General features: G+C 68.8%; 13 protein-coding genes. 5 read left to right on the top strand and 8 right to left on the bottom strand.

The annotated features are described in order from the left end of the window. Nucleotides 1-33 precede the first annotated feature (33 nt). Together RIN43_RS10545 and RIN43_RS10540 are read right to left on the bottom strand one after the other, a co-directional pair. Nucleotides 34-351 carry a potassium transporter Trk gene (locus tag RIN43_RS10545; RefSeq protein WP_309128871.1) on the bottom strand — a complete coding sequence of 106 codons (318 nt, stop codon included), beginning with the start codon at nucleotides 349-351 and terminating at the stop codon, nucleotides 34-36. Between the two features lie 145 nt (nucleotides 352-496). Further along, entirely contained in the window at nucleotides 497-853 is a 357-nt protein-coding gene (locus RIN43_RS10540; RefSeq protein ID WP_309128870.1) for a sterol carrier family protein, read from the bottom strand. A gap of 57 nt (nucleotides 854-910) precedes the next feature. Here RIN43_RS10540 and RIN43_RS10535 point away from each other — a divergent pair, with 57 nt between their 5' ends. Then, nucleotides 911-1,591, top strand: coding sequence for a CoA pyrophosphatase (locus tag RIN43_RS10535; protein ID WP_309128869.1), 681 nt, complete (start codon nucleotides 911-913; stop codon nucleotides 1,589-1,591). Between the two features lie 45 nt (nucleotides 1,592-1,636). After that, on the top strand, nucleotides 1,637-2,914 hold the full coding sequence (purD, locus tag RIN43_RS10530; RefSeq protein WP_309128868.1) for a phosphoribosylamine--glycine ligase: 1,278 nt from the start codon (nucleotides 1,637-1,639) through the stop codon (nucleotides 2,912-2,914). Between the two features lie 34 nt (nucleotides 2,915-2,948). Here the strand turns inward: purD and RIN43_RS10525 are convergent, their stop codons facing one another. The 5 genes from RIN43_RS10525 to RIN43_RS10505 form a co-directional block, all read right to left on the bottom strand. Next, nucleotides 2,949-4,175 carry a saccharopine dehydrogenase C-terminal domain-containing protein gene (locus tag RIN43_RS10525; RefSeq protein ID WP_309128867.1) on the bottom strand — a complete coding sequence of 409 codons (1,227 nt, stop codon included), beginning with the start codon at nucleotides 4,173-4,175 and terminating at the stop codon, nucleotides 2,949-2,951. Nucleotides 4,176-4,381: 206 nt separating this feature from the next. Continuing rightward, the gene (locus RIN43_RS10520) at nucleotides 4,382-4,912 is read right to left on the bottom strand and encodes a GNAT family N-acetyltransferase (RefSeq protein WP_309128866.1); all 531 of its coding nucleotides are present in this window, start codon (nucleotides 4,910-4,912) and stop codon (nucleotides 4,382-4,384) included. Nucleotides 4,913-4,964: 52 nt separating this feature from the next. Then, nucleotides 4,965-6,143, bottom strand: coding sequence for an ROK family transcriptional regulator (locus RIN43_RS10515; RefSeq protein ID WP_309128865.1), 1,179 nt, complete (start codon nucleotides 6,141-6,143; stop codon nucleotides 4,965-4,967). A gap of 56 nt (nucleotides 6,144-6,199) precedes the next feature. After that, nucleotides 6,200-7,300: an ABC transporter permease gene (locus RIN43_RS10510; protein ID WP_375163736.1), complete on the bottom strand. Its 1,101-nt coding sequence runs from the start codon at nucleotides 7,298-7,300 to the stop codon at nucleotides 6,200-6,202. After that, nucleotides 7,297-8,781 carry a sugar ABC transporter ATP-binding protein gene (locus RIN43_RS10505; RefSeq protein WP_309128943.1) on the bottom strand — a complete coding sequence of 495 codons (1,485 nt, stop codon included), beginning with the start codon at nucleotides 8,779-8,781 and terminating at the stop codon, nucleotides 7,297-7,299. Before RIN43_RS10505 ends, RIN43_RS10510 begins: the two co-directional genes overlap by 4 nt. Before the next feature lie 285 nt (nucleotides 8,782-9,066). On the opposite strand from RIN43_RS10505, the gene RIN43_RS10500 reads away from it, so the two are divergent. The 3 genes from RIN43_RS10500 (at nucleotide 9,067) to RIN43_RS10490 (ending at nucleotide 12,397) form a co-directional block, all read left to right on the top strand. Then, the gene (locus tag RIN43_RS10500) at nucleotides 9,067-10,107 is read left to right on the top strand and encodes a substrate-binding domain-containing protein (RefSeq protein ID WP_309128942.1); all 1,041 of its coding nucleotides are present in this window, start codon (nucleotides 9,067-9,069) and stop codon (nucleotides 10,105-10,107) included. A gap of 60 nt (nucleotides 10,108-10,167) precedes the next feature. Further along, nucleotides 10,168-11,331, top strand: a complete 1,164-nt coding sequence (locus tag RIN43_RS10495) for a Gfo/Idh/MocA family protein (RefSeq protein WP_375163735.1) — start codon at nucleotides 10,168-10,170, stop codon at nucleotides 11,329-11,331. 61 nt (nucleotides 11,332-11,392) lie between these two features. Then, nucleotides 11,393-12,397 (top strand): sugar phosphate isomerase/epimerase family protein, encoded by a 1,005-nt coding sequence (locus RIN43_RS10490; protein ID WP_309128940.1) that lies wholly within the window; start codon nucleotides 11,393-11,395, stop codon nucleotides 12,395-12,397. A 67-nt stretch (nucleotides 12,398-12,464) separates the two neighbouring features. Here the strand turns inward: RIN43_RS10490 and RIN43_RS10485 are convergent, their stop codons facing one another. Then, a complete protein-coding gene (locus tag RIN43_RS10485) occupies nucleotides 12,465-13,883 on the bottom strand; it encodes an MFS transporter (protein WP_375163739.1) in 1,419 nt (472 codons plus the stop codon). Nucleotides 13,884-13,905 lie beyond the last annotated feature (22 nt).

The raw sequence follows: 13,905 nt of genomic DNA, 5'->3' as shown, positions 1-13,905 counted from the left end.
TGACGCTCGCGGGATGAGCGCCGGCCCCGCGGCTCAGGATTCGTCGTCCTGCACCCGCTCATGGTCGACACGGACCACCCGTGAGTGGCGGCGGGCGGTGCGATCGAGGATCAGTGCGACGACACCGCACAGTGCCATGCCGATCGGCACGGTCCACAGCAGGGCGAAGCCGAACACCTGCCCTGGCGGGTAGACGACGTCGAGGGCCTGAGAGGGCTCGTAGCTGCCGATCGCCGCGAGGATGCCGGCAGCGATCACACCGAGCACCACCCCGAGGCCCAGGAACACGCCGTAGCGGGGCACCGGGCGGATGCGGGCCTCGGTGGTCTCGTGCGTCGTGTTGCGGGGCATGTTCCCATTCTCCCATGCCTGTGCGCCGACGGTTCCAGACGATGAAAGATCAAAGTGCTCGGCAACGGGTCGGACACGCGCACTTCTGATCCTTCATGCCGCCCGCGGGCCGTCAGCGGGTCGTTCGAGAGGGCCGGGCGTCCGGTCAGGGGCGCAGCGGCAGCAGATCGGAGAGGTCGGCGCGGGTGCCGGATGCCGAGACCCGGCCCGCTGCGCGCGCGGCCTCCCAGGTGATCTCGCCGGTGGCGAGGGCGATCCAGGTGGCGGCATCCGTCTCGACCACGTTAGGCGGTGTGCCACGGGTGTGGCGCGGGCCCTGCACCACCTGCACCGCTCCGAACGGCGGCACCCGCACCTCGACGCTGTTCCCGGGCGCCTTCTCGTCGAGAAGCTGCAGCAGGTAGCGCACGGCGGTCGCCGTCGACGACCGTGACGCCTCACCCGCGGCGACGGCGGCGAGCGCGGCGCGGCCGTCGGCGACGTCGATCCTGCGGACTGGCATGGATCCAGGCTACGCGGTGCGCCCGCACGGGCCGCAGCGGGCATAGGCTCGGACGGGATGACGGAGACAGCGGAGACGATGCGGGGCGCACGCGCCGACCTGCTCGCAGCGGCCGGTCGCCTGGACGACCTGCCGAGCCGCTTCGCGCCCGTCATCGGTGGCACACGACCTGCCGCGGTGCTGATGCTGTTCGGTCGACTCGACAGCCTGCCCGCGGACACCGGCGAGACCCCCGTCGCCGCCGACCTCGACGTGCTGCTGCAGCGCAGGTCGGCCACGCTCTCGTCGCACGCAGGCCAGGTGTCGTTTCCGGGCGGGGCACGAGACGAAGGTGATCGGGATGCCGTCGCCACGGCGCTGCGCGAGGCCGAAGAGGAGACGGGTCTGGATCCGTCCGGCGTCGACATCCTGGCGACCCTTCCCGAGCTTCCCATCGTGCCCAGCCGCTACGCGGTCACGCCGGTGCTCGCCTGGTGGCGGTCTCCGTCACGGGTCGCGGCCGTGGATCACGCCGAGACCGTGGACGTCTTCCGCGTGCCGGTCGCCGAACTCCTCGATCCGCAGAACCGGTACACATCGACTCTGCACCGCGCCGGGCGTGACTTCCGCGGGCCCGCGTTCGACATCGACGGCACCATCGTGTGGGGCTTCACGGCCATGGTGCTCGACGGCCTGTTCGACGCCGCCGGCTGGACGATCCCCTGGGATCCATCCGTCGAACGGCCGGTGCAGCCCTGACGGCACCCGGGTAACGCTGACGGGCGCCGCCGGTAGGCTGGCGGCATGAAGATCCTGGTCCTCGGTTCCGGCGCGCGCGAGCACGCGATCATCCTCTCCCTGCGCTCGGAGACCGCCGGCCACGAGATCTTCGCCGCCCCCGGAAACGCCGGCATCGCCCAGGACGCGCACCTCGTCGAGGTCGACCCGCTCGACGGCTCCGCCGTGGCGGCCTTCGCCAATGAGCACGGCATCGATCTCGTGGTCGTCGGCCCCGAGGCACCCCTGGTCGCGGGCGTCGCGGATGTCCTGCGCGAGCGGGGGATCCCGGTGTTCGGCCCGGGCAAGGCGGCCGCGCAGCTCGAGGGCTCGAAGACGTTCGCGAAGCGGATCATGGATGCCGCGGGCGTGCCCACAGGGCGCGCGGTGCGCGCCGCATCCCTCGCCGAGGTCGAAGCGGCGTTCGACGAGTTCGGCGCGCCCCACGTGGTCAAGGCTGACGGACTCGCCGCTGGCAAGGGCGTGATCGTCACCTCCGATCGCGCCGAGGCACTGGCGCACGCGGAGCACTACCTGCCCTCGGGCGCGGTGCTCATCGAGGAGTTCCTCACCGGAGCCGAGGTGTCGCTCTTCTTCCTCAGCGACGGCGACACCGTGCGCGCGCTCACCCCGGCGCAGGACTTCAAGCGCGCGCTCGACGGCGACGCCGGCCCGAACACCGGCGGCATGGGCGCCTACTCCCCTCTCCCCTGGCTCGCCGAAGATCACGGCAGCGTGGAGGAGTTCGTCGCCGAGGTCACCGCCACCGTGGCCGAGCCCGTGATCCGTCAGCTCGACGCGGAGGGCACCCCGTTCATCGGCCTGCTCTACGCCGGGCTGATCCTCACTCCCGCCGGCGTGCGCGTCATCGAGTTCAACGCCCGGTTCGGCGACCCCGAGACCCAGGTCGTACTGCCGCGCCTTCGCACGCCGCTGTCGGAGCTGCTGTTCGCCGCCGCATCCGGCACCCTCGAGGACCAGCCGCAGCCGGAGTTCTCCGACGACGTCGCGATCACCGTGGTGCTCGCGAGCGAGGGGTATCCGGAGTCGCCCCAGACCGGTCGCATGATCGAGGGCCTCGCCGAGGCGGCGTCCGTCGAGGGCGTGCGCGTCGTGCATGCCGCGACCGCTGGTCCGGATGCTCCCGGCGGCGCTCTCATCGCCACGGGCGGCCGGGTGCTGAACGTCGTCGCGACCGGTTCGGACTTCGCCGATGCGCGCGCCCGCGCCTACGAGGCGATCGGCAGAATCCGACTGGACGGCGGGCACTACCGCAGCGACATCGCGGCACGGGTCGCACAGTAGACCCGCGCCGCCCGCGCCATCCCGCCACTCGGGATCAGACCGGCTTCTCCTGCATCCCCCACGGCGAGTCGTAACCGGCAGGCGCCGCCGCTGCGAGCAGGTCGAGGAACGGCTTCGCGTCGAACGCCTCAGGCCCCAGCACCCCTGAGCCCGCCCATGCCCCGCGCGCCAGCAGCTCCAGAGCGATCACGGGGTTGATCGCCGTCTGCCAGACGACGGCCTGCGAATCGTACTGCGACATCGTCTGCTCGTTGTCGGCGACGTGGTACAGGTACGTCGAACGGGGCTCGCCGTCCTTTCCTTTGCCGCGAACCCACACGCCCGCGCAGGTCTTGCCGGTCATGCGGTCGCCGAGCGTGGCTGGGTCGGGCAGCACGGCGGCCACCACGTCACGGGGAGAGACCTCGACACCCTTGACCGCCACCTTCTCCGTGCGATCCAGACCGAGCTTGTTGAGCACCCTCAGCACCTCGATGAACTCGTCGCCGAGTGCGTACTTGAAGGTCACCCGCTTCGCGCCGGTCCAGCGCGGCATGAGCAGCACCTCCTCGTGCTCGACATTGACGCACTCCACCGGCCCGATGCCGTCGGGGAAGTCGAAGATCTCCGGCTCCGAGAACGGCGCGGTGGTGTACCAGCCGCGGTCCTTCTCGTAGATCACGGGAGGGTTCAGGCACTCCTCGATCGTGGTCCAGATCGAGAATGAGGGGGCGAAGTCGTACTCCTCGACGACCAGATTCGCACCGTCGCGCACCCCGATCTCGTCGATCTCGCTGAAGAGCTCGTCCTCGGCGTAGCGCGCGAACACGTCGGACAGACCCGGCTCGACGCCTATGCCCACGAGCGCCAGCAGTCCAGCTCGCGCCCACTCATCGGCCTTGGCGAACTGCTCGTCGCCGAGCTTGACGCCGGTCAGCTCGTACGGCCGCTCCGGATGCCGCTGCGACAGGCTCATCGCCATGTCGAGGTAGACCGCGCCCGCCGCGAAGCATCCGTCGAAGATCGGCATCACGAATCGCGGGTCGACCGCGTTCAGCACATGAGTGGAGCCGTGCTCGCGGATGAGTGCGGCGACCGACTCCGCCGACGACGCGTCGACCTGCGCGGCCGCGAACCTGCGGTCACCCAGTTCGGCGACCAGCGACTGCGGTCGCGCCGGGTCGTAGTCGGCGATGAGGAGTTCATCGAAGAAGTCCCGCCGTGCTGCGATCCGCGCGGCTGCCGAGCCCACGCCGCCGGCGCCGATGATGAGAATGCGCATGCCAGATGCCTCCGTCGGTGACTGGATCCAGGCTCGCCGCGGCGAGCTCTCGGTGGCGCCAGACTAGGCCAAGCCGGGCTGCGAGTCCAGTGGTGATCTGCGTCATTCTCACGCGAATCCGTTACGCCAGCGGCACATGTGCCACGATTCCGCTCGTGGATCTGGCTTCTCTCAATGAATTCCGCAGGTCCTGCCGCGGCGTAGGGTCAGAGCTCGATCCAGTACTGCCGCACCCGCGGGTGACCGGCCTCGGCGGCGTCGATCGTGTCGTGCAGAACCCCGCCAGAGCCTTCGATCGTGCGATACGAACCGGTGTTGTCGTCGTCGCAGGTGAGCATGACGCGCTCGTATCCCTCGCCGCGGGCGCGGTCGAGCAGAAGATTCAGCGCCGCCCGTGCGAGCCCCTGCCGGCGGCGGGACGGTCGCACGGAGTAGCCGATGTGACCGCCGTAGTTGCGCAGCCAGTCATTCAGCTCGCGCCGGAACGCGATGAAGCCGACCACTTCGCCGTTCTCGGTGACCCAGAAGTAGTCGCACGCCACGTGGCCGTCCGGCAGCGACGCACCGAGACGGCCGTAGAGCTCGGCCTTCGCCACGAACGCCGCGCAGGTCTCGCGGTCGGGGGACGCGCCGAGGTCGAGTCCCGCGCCGTCGATGTGCACTCCGCCGAACTCCGAGACCGTCGCCGCCCAGGAGTCGAACAGGTCGGTGGAGGGTGCGGAGAGTGCGATCGTCATCCACCCATCTCACCACAACCGCCGGTCGTTGCGAGACAGCGGCCGGGGGCGTTCAACCGTTCAGGGCGAAGCTCTGCGGAAGGATGTCTGGTGAAAGGGCGTACTCGACAGCAAGCATGCTCGCGCCGCGCACCGCCGCCTCGCCGGCCGTGACGGACTGCACGATCGACAGATGCTCGGTGGCGAGCGGCATCGACCGGGTGTAGACGATCTCACGGACCCCGGCGATGAGGTGTTCGCCCACGCGGGACATGGCGCCCCCGATCGAGATCACCGAGGGGTTGAGCAGGCTCACGGATGCCGTGAGCACCTCACCCAGGTCGCGGCCCGCCTGCCGCACGGCCTGAATCGCCTCGAGGCTGCCGTTCTTGACCAGCTCGACCACGTCGTTTCCGTCCTTCGCCTCGATGCCGAGCGCGCTGAGCGATCGGGCGATCGCCGGACCGGACGCCAGCGCCTCGAGGCAGCCGGTGTTCCCGCAGTGGCAAGGGACGTCGGCTCCACGCGCGACCCGCACGTGACCGAAATCACCGGCGATGCCCTGCGCCCCGCGCAGCAGCCTGCCGTCGGAGATGATCCCTGCGCCGATCCCGGTGGCGACCTTCACGAAGATGAGATGGTCGGTGGAGGGCCAGGCGGCGGCACGCTCCCCCAGCGCTGAGATGTTGACGTCGTTGTCGACGAGCACCGGCACCTCGAGGTGCTGCTGCACCCAGCCGGGCACGTCGAAGCCGTCCCAACCTGGCATGATCGGCGGCTTGGCCGGCCTGCCGGTCGAGTACTCCACCGGCCCTGGAACTCCCACTCCGACGGCGGCGATCTGGTCATGCTCCAGCCCGGCCTCGGCGACGAGCTCGGATGCCGTGTCGACCATCCAGGTCAGCACCGGTTCGGGGCCGAGAGACACCGCCAGCTGACCGCTGCGCTGGGCGAGGATCGTCCCGGCCAGATCCGTCACCGCGACGGTCGTGTGCGAGGCGCCGATGTCGGCGGCGATGACCACCTTGGCGGCCGGGTTGAGGGCGAACTGCGACGGCGGGCGTCCGCCCGTCGACGCGGCGTCGGCGACCGGCGCGATGAGCCCCATGCGCATGAGCTCATCGACGCGGGCCGCCACGGTCGAGCGGGCGAGGCCAGATGACTTCGCGAGTTCGGCGCGCGTGCGCGGAACTCCGTCCCGCAGCAGCTGGAAGAGCTGACCTACACCGGTGGCGCTGAGATTGCCTGTCATTCTTCCCCTGTGCTGCTCATGAACCGTGGCCACCGACGCGTCACGAGAGCGGATGTTCACTCCTGCGTCTGAACCGATGAGTTTACGCCGCCGGCGTCCAGCACTCCGCGCTGCGACGTGCGGCGCTTCTTGACGCGACCGACCGCGAAGCGCTGCTGCAGCAGCACGGCGATGACGATGATGACACCCTTGGTGATGGCCTGCAGCGACGACGACATGTTGTTCTGCACGAAGACGTTGCTCAGCGTCGCGAAGATCAGCACGCCGAACACGGTTCCGGTGATCGTCCCGCGGCCGCCGATCAGCAGCGTGCCGCCGACGACGACTGCGGCGATCGCGTCGAGCTCGTACAGGTTGCCGTGGGTCGAGGTGCCGGCGTTCGTGCGTCCGAGCAGCATGACCGCCGCGATGCCGGCCGTGAGACCCGAGAGTGCGTACAGCCACATGGTGTGCTGCTTCACCTTGATTCCCGCGAGTCGCGCGGCTTCGCGGTTACCGCCGATCGCCACGGTTCGCCGCCCGAACGTTGTGCGGTTGAGCAGCAGCCAGCCGCCGACCGCCACCAGGGCGAAGATCCAGATGAGGATGTCCACTCCGAGCAGGTCGACGTTCATGGCACGGAGGAAGTCGCGGTCCGACACCACCAATGTGCGGTTGTTGGCGAGCACCTCGGCGAGACCGCGCGCGCCGACCAGCATGGCGAGGGTCGCCATGAACGCGGCGACCTTGCCGTAGGCGATGACGACGCCGTTGATCAGCCCCGCGCCCACGCCGACGGCGAGGGCGATGACGATGGTGACGATCCAGTGCGACGACTTGGCTATGTCCTGGATCGCGGCGAGCGAGCCGACGACGGATGCCAGGGCCAGCACCGCGCCGACGGAGAGGTCGATGCCGCCGGAGATGATGACGAATGTCATGCCGATACTGATCACGCCGATGATCGAGGCCTGTCGCAGGATGACCAGCGCATTGCCGAAGTTGAAGAAGTTGTCGAAGGCGGTGAGCATGCCGACGGCGACGATGGCGAGCAGCGCCAGCACGAGGCCGAGGTTGCGTCCTGCAGCGCCGGAGAACACCGACTTGAGCGGTGAAGCCGGCATCTGCGACGTCGCCGCCTTCTGTTCAGGGGCGAGGGTCTGGGTCTGCTCGCTCACGCGGCGGTTCCTTTCATGACGAGGTCTAGCACGCCGTGCTCATCGATCTCGGAAGCGGGAAGAGTGGTCAGCACGCGCCCGTCGCCGACGACGAGCACGGTGTCGGCGAGACCGAGGACTTCCTCGATCTCGCTCGAGATGATGACGATCGCATGGCCGTCGGCGGCGAGATTGCGGATCAGGGCGTAGATCTCGGCGCGAGCGCCGACGTCGACGCCGCGGGTGGGCTCGTCCAGCAGCAGGATGCGGCTGCCGTGCACCAGCCACCGGGACAGCAGGATCTTCTGCTGGTTGCCGCCCGAGAGCGTGCCTGCGGGGAGATCGGGGTCCGCCGGGCGGAGTTCCATGGCTGCGATCTGCTCTCGCGCGATCCGGCGCTCGGCCCGCTCATCGAGCCAGCCCGCCTTGGCCTCGCGGGCGAAGGAGGACATCGTGATGTTCCGGAAAATGGGCTCGCCGAGCACGAGCCCTTGAGACTTGCGCTCCTCCGGGCTGAGGCCGAGGCCCGCTCGGACAGCGGCGGGAACGGAGCCGCGCGGGAGTGGCCTGCCCTCCACCCGGACCGTCCCCGAGGAAGCGGGGCGGGCGCCGTAGATGGTTTCGAGGATCTCGGACCTGCCCGAGCCGACGAGGCCGGCGAGTCCGATGATCTCACCGGCGCGTACCGAGAACGACACGTCCTCGAAGACGCCGTCGAGTGCGAGGCCGTCGACCTCGAGCAGCACAGGCGCGTCCGCGGGGATCGGCGCCGCGGCAGGGAAGACGTTCTCGACGATGCGACCGGTCATGTGCTTGATGAGCGTCGGCGTCGGCGTGTCAGCGACGGGGAGATTGCTCGCGGTGCTCGCTCCGTCCTTGAGCACGGTGATCCTGTCGCCGATGGCGCGGATCTCCTCGAGGCGATGCGTGATGTAGATCACCGCGATCCCCTGAGCGGTGAGCTCGCCGATGATGTGGAAGAGGTTTCTCACCTCCTCGGAGTCGAGCACGGCCGACGGCTCGTCCATCACGATCAGTCTGATGTCGTGCGACAGCGCCCTGGCCATGCTCACGATCTGCTTCTGCGCCGCGCTCAGCGAGCCGACCTCGGCGTTGGGAGAAAGCGATTCGTGACCGAGCCGCTTCAGCAGCGCCCGCGCCTGGGCTGTCGTCTCGCTGCGGCGGGTGAATCCGGCCCGGGCGAGCTCGTGCCCCAGGAAGATGTTCTCCGCCACGGTCAGATCGTCGACGACGTCGAGCTCCTGGTACATGGTCGCGATTCCGAGGTCGATGGCCGCCTGCGGACTGTCGATCGTGACGACGTCGCCGTTCCAGCGCACCTCGCCCGCATCGGGCGCATGCACGCCCGCGAGGGTCTTTATGAGCGTGGACTTGCCGGCGCCGTTCTGGCCGAGCAGGCAGTGCACCTCGCCGGCCCGGATCTCGAGATCCACTCCGCGCAGAGCCCGCACAGCGCCGAAGGTCTTCTCGACCCCTCGCATCTCCAGTAATGCCGACGTTCGGTCATCTTTGATCACGAGAGGACGATAACACGAGGTCGGCGAGCGCACGAGCACCAATATCGCTCGACCCCGGTGAACCACTGCTGTACGGTTTCCCGCGATTTCTAGCGGTTCGCCCGCTTTTGCCGTATCGAGAACAAAAGTTGCACGTCGCGATTGCGCTTCTGTTACATTGACCCTGTGCCCGCGACGCCGTACAGCTCAGGCGACGGCCGTGACGGACGCAGAGATGCATCACATTCAAGGAGGAAACACATGCACCGTATGCGCTCACGGCGCCTTCGCCCGCTGATGGCCGGCGCCGCCGCGATCTTCGCCGTCGGCCTGCTGGCCGGCTGCACCAGCTCGGGTGATGAGGGCGATGCCGAGACCAACCAGGGAACGACCAGCGAGGAGAACGCCGCGACCGGCGACACCGTCACCATCGGGTGGTCGGGTCCCGAAGCCGACCACGGCTGGCTCGGCGCGATCAACACCGGCGCCATCAACGCCGCCGAGAGCTTCGGCGATGTCGAACTGCTTCAGGCCGAGGGCACCAACGACGCGAACCAGCAGATCGCCGCAGTCGAGAAGTTCATCAACGACGGCGTCGACGCCATCGTCCTGCTGCCCACCGACGGCGCCGCGCTGACCCAGGTCGCTCAGAAGGCCATGGATGCCGGCATCCCCGTCATCAATGTCGACCGCGAGTTCTCGAGCCCGTTCGCAGCCCGAGCGACCATCCTCGGCGACAACTACGGCATGGGCGTGAGCGCGGGAACGTACATCTGCGAGCAGCTGGACGGTCAGAGCGACGCGGTCGTCGCCGAGATCGCCGGCATCGACTCGCTGCCGCTCACGCAGGACCGTTCGCAGGGCTTCGCAGACGCGCTGGAAGGCTGCGGTCTCGAGGTCGGCCCCCGCGTCGCCGCGGACTTCACGGTCGCCGGCGGTGAGAGCGCGGCATCCCAGCTGCTTTCGGCGAACCCCGAGATCGATGCCATCTGGAACCACGACGACGACCAGGGCGTCGGCGTCATGGCTGCGATCGAGGCTGCGGGCCGTGACGAGTTCTTCCTCGTCGGCGGTGCGGGCAGCGTGAACATGATGGACCGCATCGAAGCCGATGACAGTGTCATCAAGGCGACGGTGATCTACCCGTCCACCCAGGCCGCGGACGGCATCGCGCTCGCCCGCCTCATCGCGCAGGACAAGACCCTCAGCGACCTGGTCACGCCGACCGTGCCGTACCGGATCGTGCTGGATGCGCCGGTGGTCACCAAGGACAACGTCGACGACTACATCAAGCTCGCGTTCGAGTCCTGATCCACACTGCGGGGCGGGCGCACTTCGGCGCGTCCGCCCCGCCCATTCCGGGGAGGAATGATGTCTGCACAGCTGCGCGTGGCCATGATCGGTCACGGATTCATGGGCGCCGCGCACTCGGTCGGCTGGCGTCAGGCGCCGGCGGCCTTCGATCTCCCGCTCACTCCGGTCATGTCGGTGATCGTGGGCAGGGACGCCGACAAGACGTCCGCCGCGGCCGACCGGTGGGGCTGGGCGCAGCATGCGGCCGACTGGCGTGAGGTCATCGAGCGCGATGACGTCGATGTGGTCGACATCGTCACCCCGGGCGACACGCATGCCGAGATCGCCATCGCCGCCCTCGCGGCGGGCAAGCATGTGCTGTGCGAGAAGCCCCTCGCCAACTCGGTGGCAGAGGCGCAGTCGATGGCGGAAGCCGCGCGGGATGCCGCCGGACGCGGCATACGGGCCATGGTGGGGTTCACCTACCGACGAGTGCCCGCAGCCACCTTGATGCGCGACATGATCGAGGCGGGGCGCATCGGCGCGGTGCGTCAGGTGCGCGCCAGCTATCGTCAGGATTGGCTCGCCGATGCCGAGGCGCCGATGACGTGGCGGCTCGACAAGGATCGCGCCGGGTCCGGCGCGCTCGGCGACATCGGCGCGCACGCCATCGACCTGACGCAGTTCGTCACCGGCACGTCGGTGACCGAGGTGTCCGGCATCCTCGAGACGCTCGTGCGCGAGCGACCCCTGCTCGCCGAGGGCAGCGGTCTCAGCGGCACCGCCGCGGAAGGCCGGGGAGAGGTCACGGTCGACGACGTCGCCATGTTCACCGGACGCCTGTCCTCCGGCGCACTCGCATCGTTCGAGGCCACCCGCTTCGCCACCGGCCGCAAGAACGCTCTCGAGATCGAGATCTCCGGTGACCGCGGAGCGCTGCGCTGGAACCTCGAGGACATGAACGTCCTCGAGTTCCACGACGCCACGAGGCCATCGGTCGAACAGGGCTTCACCCGCATCCTCGTCACCGAGCCGGATCATCCGTATCTGTCGGGCTGGTGGCCAGCCGGCCATATGCTCGGCTACGAGCACGGCTTCTCGCACCAGGTGAAGGATCTGGTGGAGGCCATCTCCACCGGAGTGGATCCGCACCCCACCTTCGCGGACGGACTGTCCGTGCAGCGCGTGCTCGACGCCGTCGAGCGCAGCTCTGCGGCATCATCCGCATGGACCGCCGTCTGATCACCGCAGTCAAGAACACAGCATCCGGCAGTCGCCGGACGCAGGAATGAGAGGGACGATGATGTCACGACCAGTCACGCTGTTCACCGGGCAGTGGGCCGATCTGCCCTTCGAAGAGGTCTGCCGCCTGGCGGGCGAGTGGGGCTACGACGGGCTCGAGATCGCCTGCTGGGGCGACCACCTGGACCCGTGGCGGTGGGACGACGACCCCTACATCCAGGATCGCCTGGCGATCCTGGAGCGCAACGGCCTGCATGTGTGGACGATCTCGAATCACCTCAAGGGTCAGGCTGTGTGCGACGACCCGATCGACCAGCGCCACCGAGGCATGCTCTCGGATCGGGTATGGGGCGACGGCGAAGCGGAAGGCGTGCGGCAGCGTGCCGCCGAAGAGCTGAAGAACACGGCTCGCCTCGCGGCGAAGCTCGGAGTGAAGACCGTGACAGGGTTCACCGGATCGTCGATCTGGAAGTACGTGGCGATGTTCCCGCCGGCGACCGACGACATGGTCGACGCCGGGTACCGCGACTTCGCCGACCGATGGAACCCCATCCTCGACGTGTTCGACGAGGTCGGCGTGCGATTCGCGCACGAGGTGCATCCGTCGGAGATCGCGTACGACTACTGGACCACCGTGCGCGCCCTGGAGGCCATCGGGCACCGAGAGGCGTTCGGCCTCAACTGGGATCCGTCGCACATGGTGTGGCAGGACATCGACCCGGTCGCGTTCCTGTGGGACTTCAAGGACCGCATCTACCACGTGCACTGCAAGGACACGAAGAAGCGCCTCGGCAACGGCCGCAACGGCCGGCTGTCATCGCACCTGCCCTGGGCCGACCCGCGCCGGGGCTGGGACTTCATCTCCACGGGTCACGGCGACGTGCCCTGGGAGGACGCCTTCCGCATGCTCAACGCGATCGGCTATGAGGGCCCGCTCTCCGTCGAGTGGGAGGATGCGGGCATGGACCGGCTGCTGGGGGCGACGGAAGCGCTCGAGTTCGTGAGGAAGCTGTCGTCGTACCGGCCGTCGGATGCCGCGTTCGACGCCGCCTTCGCCACGCGCTGACGGCTGACGCCACGAAGGCCGCCCGACAGACTGTCGGGCGGCCTTCACCGTGAACCGGGATGCCGCGTCAGCGAGGAGCATCCTCGGTCTGCATCCGGTGGCGACGGAGGAAGAGCGACGCGATCAGGGCCACGACCATGACGGATGCCGGCAGCATCATCGTCTGGGCCATACCCGCCGACAGGCCCTCGGCCACGACGTCCGGCAGTGCGCCGCCGCCGGACCCGATACCGCCGGACGCGTCCTCGAGTCCTGGAAGGTTCGCCTCGAGCCGCGCCTGCATGAACGCCGCGATCGCCGATGATCCGACGACAGAGCCGATCGTCCGCGTCGTGTTGTAGATCCCTGCGCCGGCGCCGGCCTGGCGCGGGGGCAGATTGCGGGTGGCGGTCGTGGCGAGCGGACCCCACATCCCCGCATTGCCGATGCCGAGCAGCGCGGACGGCAGCAGGAACATCCAGGTCGGCGAATCCACGTTCATCAGTGAGGCGTTCCACAGCACGCCGCCCGCGACGCACAGCAGACCGGGGATCAGGATGAAGCGCGGATCCACCCTGTCGAGCAGGGCGCCCGCGAGCGGCGCCAGCGCACCGGAGACGACCGCCATCGGGATCATCAGCAGCGCCGCCTCGGTGGGGCTGAGCCCACGGGCCAGCTGCAGGAAGAACATGAACGGCAGCGACATCCCGGTCACCGTGAAGCCGACTGCGGCGATGCCGACGTTCGCGCCGGCGAAGTTGCGGTCGCGGAACAGCGCCAGCGGCACGAGAGGCTCGCTCTTGGTCCTCCACTGCTGCAGCACGAACACCGCCAGCAGCACCACCCCCGCGCCGATCAGCCCCCACACCGAGATGGGTCCGACGATCACACCCCAGTCGTACTTCTCGCCCTCCTGCAGGCCGAACACGATGAGGAACAGCGCGGCGGCGCTGAGCACCACCCCCACCAGATCGAACCGGTGCGGGTGCGTCTCGAGTTTGGGCACGAGCATCCATGCCATCACGAAACCGAGGATGCCGACGGGCACGTTGATGATGAAGATCCACTCCCAGCCGAACGCGTCGACGAGCAGTCCGCCCAGGAGCGGCCCGACCAGGGTCGCCACTCCTGCGGTCGCGCCCCACAGACCCATCGCCGCACCACGGCGGGCGGGCGGGAAGGTCCGCGTGATGACGGCCATGGTCTGCGGCGTCATGAAGGCGGCCCCGAGGCCCTGCACCGCCCGGGCGGCGATGAGGCCCTCGAGCGTCGACGACAGACCGCACCACAGCGAGGAGGCGGTGAAGACGACCAGACCGATCAGGTAGATGTTCTTCGGACCGAAGCGGTCGCCGAGCCGCCCGGTGATGAGCAGCGGCACGGCATAGGCGAGCAGGTACGCGCTGGTGACCCACACGACGTTGTCGAGGTTGTTCGTGTCGGGGTCGAGTGCCGCCTTGATCGCGGGATTGGCCACCGACACGATCGTCGTGTCGACCAGGATCATGAAGAAGCCGATGACGAGTGCC

The sequence above is a fragment of the Microbacterium sp. genome (assembly GCF_031178445.1).
In the GTDB taxonomy this organism is placed as follows: Bacteria; Actinomycetota; Actinomycetes; order Actinomycetales; family Microbacteriaceae; genus Microbacterium.
Note: the sequence above shows the minus strand (reverse complement) of the source record. Positions and strands in the feature narration are given on the sequence as shown.

What these genes read in the sequence shown, in the direction of transcription:
- RIN43_RS10545 (WP_309128871.1), bottom strand. Translation starts at nt 351, where the DNA reads ATGCCCCGCAACACGACGCACGAGACCACCGAGGCCCGCATCCGCCCG.
- RIN43_RS10540 (WP_309128870.1), bottom strand. Translation starts at nt 853, where the DNA reads ATGCCAGTCCGCAGGATCGACGTCGCCGACGGCCGCGCCGCGCTCGCC.
- RIN43_RS10535 (WP_309128869.1), top strand. Translation starts at nt 911, where the DNA reads ATGACGGAGACAGCGGAGACGATGCGGGGCGCACGCGCCGACCTGCTC.
- purD (WP_309128868.1), top strand. Translation starts at nt 1,637, where the DNA reads ATGAAGATCCTGGTCCTCGGTTCCGGCGCGCGCGAGCACGCGATCATC.
- RIN43_RS10525 (WP_309128867.1), bottom strand. Translation starts at nt 4,175, where the DNA reads ATGCGCATTCTCATCATCGGCGCCGGCGGCGTGGGCTCGGCAGCCGCG.
- RIN43_RS10520 (WP_309128866.1), bottom strand. Translation starts at nt 4,912, where the DNA reads ATGACGATCGCACTCTCCGCACCCTCCACCGACCTGTTCGACTCCTGG.
- RIN43_RS10515 (WP_309128865.1), bottom strand. Translation starts at nt 6,143, where the DNA reads ATGACAGGCAATCTCAGCGCCACCGGTGTAGGTCAGCTCTTCCAGCTG.
- RIN43_RS10505 (WP_309128943.1), bottom strand. Translation starts at nt 8,781, where the DNA reads ATGCGAGGGGTCGAGAAGACCTTCGGCGCTGTGCGGGCTCTGCGCGGA.
- RIN43_RS10500 (WP_309128942.1), top strand. Translation starts at nt 9,067, where the DNA reads ATGCGCTCACGGCGCCTTCGCCCGCTGATGGCCGGCGCCGCCGCGATC.
- RIN43_RS10495 (WP_375163735.1), top strand. Translation starts at nt 10,168, where the DNA reads ATGTCTGCACAGCTGCGCGTGGCCATGATCGGTCACGGATTCATGGGC.
- RIN43_RS10490 (WP_309128940.1), top strand. Translation starts at nt 11,393, where the DNA reads ATGTCACGACCAGTCACGCTGTTCACCGGGCAGTGGGCCGATCTGCCC.
- RIN43_RS10485 (WP_375163739.1), bottom strand. Translation starts at nt 13,883, where the DNA reads ATGATCCTGGTCGACACGACGATCGTGTCGGTGGCCAATCCCGCGATC.